Annotated in this window: 8 protein-coding genes; 2 read left to right on the top strand and 6 right to left on the bottom strand. The window is 66.7% G+C overall.

What is annotated here, in order from left to right; genetic code table 11:
• The 6 genes from EUA98_RS19180 to EUA98_RS19155 form a co-directional block, all read right to left on the bottom strand.
• The coding region (locus EUA98_RS19180) for an RNA polymerase sigma factor (protein WP_130104285.1) at positions 1-427 on the bottom strand (427 nt) is incomplete at its 3' end.
• 565 nt (positions 428-992) lie between these two features.
• On the bottom strand, positions 993-1,478 hold the full coding sequence (locus tag EUA98_RS19175; protein WP_130104284.1) for a hypothetical protein: 486 nt from the start codon (positions 1,476-1,478) through the stop codon (positions 993-995).
• Positions 1,472-2,305 carry a serine/threonine-protein kinase gene (locus EUA98_RS19170; protein ID WP_130104283.1) on the bottom strand — a complete coding sequence of 278 codons (834 nt, stop codon included), beginning with the start codon at positions 2,303-2,305 and terminating at the stop codon, positions 1,472-1,474. The genes EUA98_RS19175 and EUA98_RS19170 overlap by 7 nt, the downstream gene beginning before the upstream one ends.
• 36 nt (positions 2,306-2,341) lie before the next feature.
• On the bottom strand, positions 2,342-3,481 hold the full coding sequence (locus tag EUA98_RS19165; RefSeq protein ID WP_130104282.1) for an FUSC family protein: 1,140 nt from the start codon (positions 3,479-3,481) through the stop codon (positions 2,342-2,344).
• Positions 3,474-3,743 (bottom strand): GlsB/YeaQ/YmgE family stress response membrane protein, encoded by a 270-nt coding sequence (locus tag EUA98_RS19160; protein WP_130104281.1) that lies wholly within the window; start codon positions 3,741-3,743, stop codon positions 3,474-3,476. Before EUA98_RS19160 ends, EUA98_RS19165 begins: the two co-directional genes overlap by 8 nt.
• 148 nt (positions 3,744-3,891) lie before the next feature.
• Complete coding sequence (locus EUA98_RS19155) at positions 3,892-4,194, bottom strand: hypothetical protein (RefSeq protein ID WP_130104280.1); 303 nt, start codon at positions 4,192-4,194, stop codon at positions 3,892-3,894.
• A gap of 644 nt (positions 4,195-4,838) precedes the next feature.
• Here EUA98_RS19155 and EUA98_RS19960 point away from each other — a divergent pair.
• Complete coding sequence (locus EUA98_RS19960; protein WP_165372921.1) at positions 4,839-4,982, top strand: GPGG-motif small membrane protein; 144 nt, start codon at positions 4,839-4,841, stop codon at positions 4,980-4,982.
• Positions 4,983-5,318: 336 nt separating this feature from the next.
• Complete coding sequence (locus EUA98_RS19955) at positions 5,319-5,492, top strand: hypothetical protein (RefSeq protein ID WP_165372920.1); 174 nt, start codon at positions 5,319-5,321, stop codon at positions 5,490-5,492.
• Positions 5,493-5,561: the final 69 nt, after the last annotated feature.

Raw genomic sequence — 5,561 nt, 5'->3', positions numbered from 1 at the left:
TACGAGACACTCCATCAAGTCGCTCTCGCGGCCTGAACCACTCAACCCCGCGAGTCAACCAAACCCGGGGCAGTCCCACCAGCTCAACGACGTCACGCAGGGCATCTGGAAGCGCCACCAAGCCCTTGTGCATCGCCCGAGCCCTGGCCGTGGCGTCGATCTGCTCCTGTAACCGCTCATACGCGTCGGCGTCGACGAGCGCGCGGGCGTCGACCCGACGCATCGCCGCCAGCTCCCGCCCGACCGAGCGATGGTGCGCCGCTACCACGTGCCGGGCGATCCCAAAGAACCACGCCACGGGCCTGCCAACTTCGGGACGGTAAGTGGCGGCAGACTCTATGGTGCGAACTAACACGTCAGCCGTCAGGTCGGCGACAACGAAGGGGTCACGGACCCTGCGCGCGACGAATCGTTCGACGTCGCGCACGATAGACCGCCTCGAAGGCGTCGGGGTCGTGCCCGATCTCGGCGCAGAGGCCGGAGAGGTCGGGCACCGATGCAGTGCTCATGTCTCCTCTTGCTTCTGCTCGACCGAAGCGTTACACGTCGGGCGGTCGGCATCGGCCAAGAGAGAGCTCGACTTCGCGCCATCACACTCATACCGTCCAGCCATCCTCGACGCGCGGTCATGCCGCGCTTCGTCCGCTCGGGCGCCGACCCGCAGGAGGAGGTCTCTCAGCGCGCCACCGAGGAGTTGACGAAGCGGTACTCCATCACTGGGGTGCGTCGTCGTTCGGTGCGGGGCACGTTCTTGCGGCCCGTGTGCCATCGGTGAGCTCGAGGTCGAAAGAGATATCGAGGGCCCCGTGGCCAGGTCCTGTCCCGGGGCAACCATGCGGCGAACGTTCGTCGACAATGCTTGCGTGCACGGCGCCCTGCTGCGCCGTGTTGTCGACCACGCTCGCCACGTCCTGGATCCGGGCTTGTGACCGCCCGCGCCGCATAGTTGTCGCCGAGGCATCGCAATCTCAGCTTCAGTTCCGAGACCACTTTCAGAACCAGTTGGCCTCCCTGGTCTGCCCAGGGCCGAGCACGCGTGCAAACCATCCGCCGCTCGGCACTTCAGGTCGACGCTCAGCCCTCGGTCCGTGTGGTCGGTCCGGTTCCCGCGGCCACAGGGTCCGATGGCGATCGGCCGCCTCGGCGAGGGCGTGTGCCGGCACGACAACACTGCCCTCGGGAAGGTCCAACGGAACAGAAGCCACCATAACGACAAGATCCCCGGGTGGCGGCAGCGGCGTCAACCAGTAGGACATCTCGTACTCTCGGTCGCCGCCGCCACCACCTTGCGGCTGGAGAAGCGGTCCCGCGAGATCTGTCGACTCCGCGTTCAAGAACGACCGGCCGTAGCTCGACGTCGCGACCGAACCGTCCGACAGCTCGATTCCGATAGGCACATCGGCGTCGATGGAGTGGAACGGCTCGTGGCGCGCCGCCGGATCCAAATCCGATCGGCGCTGCAACACGAGGCTTACCACGACACCGTTGCTGTGGGGCGAGCGGCGGGGTCGGTGGCGGTCATCGCCTCGAGCAGTCGGGTCCACTGCGGATCGAGACCCGGGGGAAGCTCCGGGGCGTGCATCAGGCGAGCGAGCGCGGCCTGCAGGGGTGGTCCGGGGTAGGCCAAAGTCCCCGTCAGGCACTCCAGCAGGACCAGGCCGAGGGAGTAGATGTCGCTCGGTGGTCCAATCGGCTTCCCCATAGCCTGCTCGGGGCTGACATAGGCCGCGGTTCCGGCGAAACTCCCGTCATCGGCACCGTCGCCGATCAACGGGGCTTCCATCACCGTCGCGATACCGAAGTCGGTGAGCTTGGCCCGCACCCGGTCGGTGTCGTTGGAGTAGTCGAACATCATGATGTTCGCCGGTTTGACGTCGCGGTGGATCACGCCGTGATCGTGGACGTAGTCGAGACCTTCGGCGAGGTCGACGCCGATCTGGGCGACGTCGCGCAGGGTCATCGCCCCGTCGACGAGCCGGCTCTTCAGGTCGGGTCCGTCGATGAGTTCCATGACCAGGTAGACCTGCGGGCGATCCGGGTCCGACAGGTCGGTGCCGGCATCCAGGAGAGTTACGAGGTTGTGGTGGTTCAGGTGGGTGAGGAGTCGGACCTCTTCGTCGTCCGCGCGCACCTCACGCGCCCGCGCGGTCGGTCTCGCCAGGATCTTGACCGCGACATCCCGACCCAACGACTCGTCGTGAGCTCGATGGACGGTTCCGATCGCGCCTTGTCCGATCGGCTCACCCAGGCGGTACCGCCCACCGAGGACAAGGTCCGCTGCCGTGCCTGCTGCCGGTTCCGACACGCGCTAACCGCTTTCTCGATTGTGCGTTGGTGGAGTTCAGGGACTGTGGGTCAGGCGTGTTGCGCTCCGTCCTCGTCGCTGCGGCGGATGACGGTGATCGACCGGCGAAGGGCGGTCACCACGGTGCCGGTGACCAAGAGGTCCGGCTGGGAGTCGGCGTCGGGCGGGTGTTCCCGGAGCGTGGTGGCGAGGTGGTCGACGGCGTCGGCGGCCGCGGCGGTGAGGTCCTGGTCGGACCTGCCGGCGACAACGGCCGAACGGCGTCGGCCAGGGCGCGCAGCGCCTGGGCCGCGGGGCCCGCACCTGTGGGGCCGACCCGAGAGAGCGGCCGCCGGAGTCGTGATCATCGAGGAGCAGGCCGAGGTCCTGGACGAGGAACCCGAGCTGCTCCAGTGCCTGAGCCTGGCGGTGCAGGCCTCTCAGCGTTTCGCGCTGGGTGCGTGCGCGGCGGTTCGCGTCGGCCGCCTCACCGGATTCGCGTACCGCGGATTGCATCTCCCCCAGCAGGTGATCCAGGTGCCGCCGGCTCGATCGCTCGGCGCGCGCGGCCGAGTCGGCAGGCGGGCAGTAGTGGTCAGCGAGCGCGTCGAGCTCACCGGCGAGGGTGTCGCGCAGGTCGGTGAGGGAGCGTGCGGAGCGCACCATCGGCAGGGAAGGCAGAAGCAGGTTCACCATCACGGCGAGGACCGCGCCCATCAGCGTCAGGCCCGCGTATGCGAGCACGTAGTCCTGCTGGTCGTGGCTGCCCACCACCAGTGTGAGCAGCGCAGCGGTGGGCACCCATCCGCTCTGGGAGCCGAGCCATCGCATCCCGCCCACGAGGATCCCCACCGCGACCACCAGCGCGACCGTCAGGACGCTCACGCCGAGCAAAGCCTCGGTGACCAGCGCGATGACGGCGCCGATGACGATGCCCGCCACGTTGCGTCCCGCCTCCGTGGCCGATCGGTGCACCGTCGGGTGGATCGCGATGACCGCACCCAACGGTGCGTAGTAGGCGTAGGTCGCGACGTCGTCGGGCAGGAGCCGGGCGGCCACGAACCACGCCATGGCCGCTGCGAACGCGCCCTTGAGGGCGAGCTGTACGCGGGCGTGCCGCACCGCCTGGTGCGCGACGCGCACGACACGCGCCCGGCCGCCGCGACCGCCGGGCACCGGAGTCGAAGGCTCAACCACGACGGCCACCGAGGGTCCGCGCGGCCAGCGTGACGCCGACGACGGCGAGGACGACCTGGAACAAGAACTCGATCCAGTCGATCCCGGTGGTGTCCGCAGAGGACAAGGCGCTCGCCAAGACCGGACCCAGGATCGCCGCGAATACTCCGATGACGATCGTGGCGAGGATGGAAGAGATCTGCTTTCCGGTTGCGAACAAGCGCCCCGGCGCACCGACAACTACAACGATGACGACGGCGGTGATGAACCCTGAAGCGGTCATGAGATTCCCACTCGTCACAACGACGGCCGGGCTCGGCGATCGAGCGAAAGAAAGCGCTTGCAGCAGGAAAGATCAGGGCACTTCGCTCGTCCCTGGTTCGGCACCAACTCCAAGGCAGCGAAATGCTGACCTGTCCGCAGGCTGGACACTAGCCGAGGCCGTCGGCCTCGATCTTTTGGGCGTCAGTGGCCAGGCCGTCGTCCTGGTTCGTCAGACCCGCGACGGACGCGGGCCGCTCAAGGCCGTCAGCCTCGATCCTCTCGTCGTCGGTGGCCAGACCCGGATCAGGGTTCGTCAGTCCCGCAACGACGGCAGGCTCCTCGAGTCCGTCGGCGTCGATCTTCTCGGCATCAGTTCCACCGGGTGGTTCGACCGCGCCGATCGGGTGCCACGGCAGCTTGGGCGCGCGGTCGGTCTCGTGCTGAGGGTCTTCGCGGATCTCGTCCGACACGAGGATGTGCTCCTTCGCTGGGGACCCGATCGTAAGGACACGGACTCGATTCGCCCCAATCACAACCTTTGCCCGATGAGGGCGGGTGGCACGTGGATGGCACGGCACTTGCGTTGCGGGTTCGTCGAACACAGCATCTGACCGGCTCGTTCGTTGCCGTGACCCGACGTTGACTCAGCCTCGGGGGCGACACTTATGACGCTGTCAACCGACCGAGGAAACACCCCGAGTCAGGAGATAGCTGCCGGTGCCCTTCCCCGCAACCCTTCGCCTTCGTGTTGGTAGGTCGTGGCGGCGAGACCCTTGCTGCAGGCTCGGATCCCGCACCGCAACCCCTTCGGCATGCCTCGAGCCCGACCGCTTCCCCGGCGTAGCGATCATCGGGCTCAAGACTCCCTGCGACAGCCGGACTCGGCCGTTGACGCCGTTCATGTTCGAGACCGGACCACCCGTCTTTTGGCCGAGAATCCGCAGATCGGGTGCCTACGTGCGGCGGACACCGCATTGATCTCAGGGGATTTGAAGAGGGCTTCGCCGTGCGGTGGGCCGATGGTGGGAGATCTTGACCGTATTTTGGATATGACTTGATGCGCGGTATGTTACTTGGACAGGGGGCACACCGTAGAACAATGGAAGGTTGCTCCGTGGTCACGCTACTGTGGATCCTCGCCGTCATTCTGGTCATTTCCGGGATCGTCGCGATTGTAAGGAAACAACTCGTATGGGGCGCAGTCCTCATCGTCGTCGGGCTGCTCGTCGGTCCGGGCGGAGTGAGCATCTTCACCTGAGGAAGACCAGACGCTGCCGCCGCCAAGCACGACGGAACCCGCCCCATCGTCCACGACATTTGCGTAGGCAGATTTGTGAGGCTTTGCGTCCCAGACTGCTGGCCGGTTGACCAAGACGGTTTTCCCGGGCCCGGTGGCTGGAGTTCGACGGGCTCCGATGGTCTCGGCCTGCTCGACGTAGGTGACCCCGATGACATCTGGCCGAGGCCCGGTGGTGATGGGTCCCCACCGAGCTTCACTACGTCTGCATCGAGGGCGCGCCTCTCGATAGCGGTGGTCGAAGAAGTGCAGGTGCGTTTGACACAACGAGGTGAGAAACGACATGGAGGAGGACCTGTGAGCGAAAAGGGTAAGCACGAGGCTCTCAAGGAGAGCGAACGTGAGGCTCTTGAGGGATCCGTGGTGGTTGGCGCGCCGGACGCAGATGCGACCAGCCACGACGCCCCGCAAACGGCGGTCGACAGCACCGACGCTGTGATCGAGGCGGGACTCAAGGGTTCGGGCGCCTAGGTGTTCTGGCTCATGACGTTGGTGACGCCTGCGTGGAGGCGTGAGGCCGGGGGCTGGTTCCCGATGGCA

The organism is Pengzhenrongella frigida (assembly GCF_004168625.1).
GTDB lineage: Bacteria > Actinomycetota > Actinomycetes > Actinomycetales > Cellulomonadaceae > Pengzhenrongella > Pengzhenrongella frigida.
The sequence above is the reverse complement of the archived record's forward strand: the minus strand, read 5'-3'. Positions and strand labels throughout refer to the sequence as shown.